Raw genomic sequence first — 1,500 nt, forward strand, 5'->3', positions numbered from 1 at the left:
GTTTGGTCCTGTGCTCGCCCTGTCGGCTCGCTGCGCCACCGACGGTGAGCAGACCCCAGACCGAGCAGGACCCCGGGCGACACTCCTGATCCGCCGCCGTATACGGGCAGCAGCCCGCCGAAGGCGGTTCGGGGCTGAGCGACGAGCAACTGACCGATATCGCTGTCGCAGCGGGAGTTCCCGACACCGCCGGCGACTGCATCACCGGCGGCCACTACACCGACTGGGTGGCCGACTCCACCCAGTCGGTGCTCAAGACCATCAACGCCACTCCCACAGTCCTGCTCAACGGCGAACCGATCGCCCTGAGCACACCCGGTGCTCTCGACGCCGCGGTACGTGCCATCCCGTGAACGGCATGACCGACATCTCCTACACAACGGTATAGACCAGCATCTTTCGGGGCGGGATGGGGGAATGCGCATTGCAGGAAGCATAGGGCTGCGCGCATCACTGATCCTGGTGATCGAACGTTACGAGTTGCTCGTGGATCCCAGCTGCGTTCCTTCGTGCGGCCTGAACCCGGTGCAGTCCGGGGTCGATGCCGATGATGACCCAGTAGTAGAGGTACCCGGTGACGATGAAGTGGATATTCATCACCTCGTGTCCCCAGTGGTAGCGGACCAGCTCGTCGAACAGCGGGCTGAAATACACTGCATAGATGGAGAGGACGAACAACCCGACCGCGACGGCGGGGTTCGACAGCACTCGCATCAGTGGTGAATGGACCACCCACACGATCCATTCCCGCGGTCCCGGCATCCTGTCCTCCCGAGCTGGGGGCAGCGCCCGCAACGCGAGCGTGACCGGCCCGCCGAGCACGAGCAGGACCGGAACGAACATGTTGAGCGTCATGTGCGCACCCATATTGACGCTGAACATCGCCGAACCGTATGCAGCGAGACCTGAACTCGTCGCCACCAGCAACGCCAGGCACCCGGTCATCCAGGCGATGGTACGCCCGAGGGGCCACTGATCTCCGCGCCGTCGCAACCGCAGAACTGCCCACCCGTACAGCGCGATCAGGACGACTGCCGCGCCGCCGGTGACGAAGTCAAACCGCCAGAAGGTCGCGAACTGCTCGAGCGAGGGAGCGTCAGACGGTTCTCAGGCTCGATCGGCCAGCAGTGAGCAGGGTCGCGTATCCGTCGGGACCGACCCGGCCCACACGGCAGAAACGGGTACAGACTATCCCGTATACCAATGAGCCCATCGTGATCGCGGCGGCGAGTGAGACGGTGAAACGGAGCAGGACGTACAGAAGCGATGTGAAGGTGCCAGGGAACGAGTCACCGCTGGCTGCGTGTCGGGTGTCCCCCGAGCGGACGGTGACGACAACGACCAACGCGGCCGCGCATACGAGCGCGATCGCAAGGACGTAACGCACACACAGCGACTGGCGTGTGCGCGAAATATGGTGCGGTGAATCGGTTGTCACATAGCCTCGTTCGATGTCGCTGTACTGCAGTGGCGTCGGTCGATCATCGGTGTTACACGACG

The 1,500-nt window shown here is 63.8% G+C and carries 2 protein-coding genes and 2 pseudogenes; 1 reads left to right on the forward strand and 3 read right to left on the reverse strand.

What is annotated here, in order from left to right; genetic code table 11:
- Positions 1-215 (reverse strand): hypothetical protein (locus tag A2J02_RS28735; RefSeq protein WP_231893869.1); only part of this gene is annotated, 215 nt, incomplete at its 3' end.
- 12 nt (positions 216-227) lie between these two features.
- Here A2J02_RS28735 and A2J02_RS28920 point away from each other — a divergent pair.
- Entirely contained in the window at positions 228-353 is a 126-nt protein-coding gene (locus A2J02_RS28920) for a hypothetical protein (RefSeq protein WP_268987753.1), read from the forward strand.
- Positions 354-519: 166 nt separating this feature from the next.
- Here the strand turns inward: A2J02_RS28920 and A2J02_RS15570 are convergent.
- Positions 520-1,077 (reverse strand): annotated as a pseudogene (locus tag A2J02_RS15570) (cytochrome c oxidase assembly protein); the annotation flags it as partial.
- Positions 1,078-1,096: 19 nt separating this feature from the next.
- A pseudogene (locus tag A2J02_RS28740) lies at positions 1,097-1,500 on the reverse strand (hypothetical protein); the annotation flags it as partial.

It is taken from the genome of Rhodococcus sp. EPR-147 (assembly GCF_001647185.1).
Classification (GTDB): Bacteria; Actinomycetota; Actinomycetes; order Mycobacteriales; family Mycobacteriaceae; genus Rhodococcoides.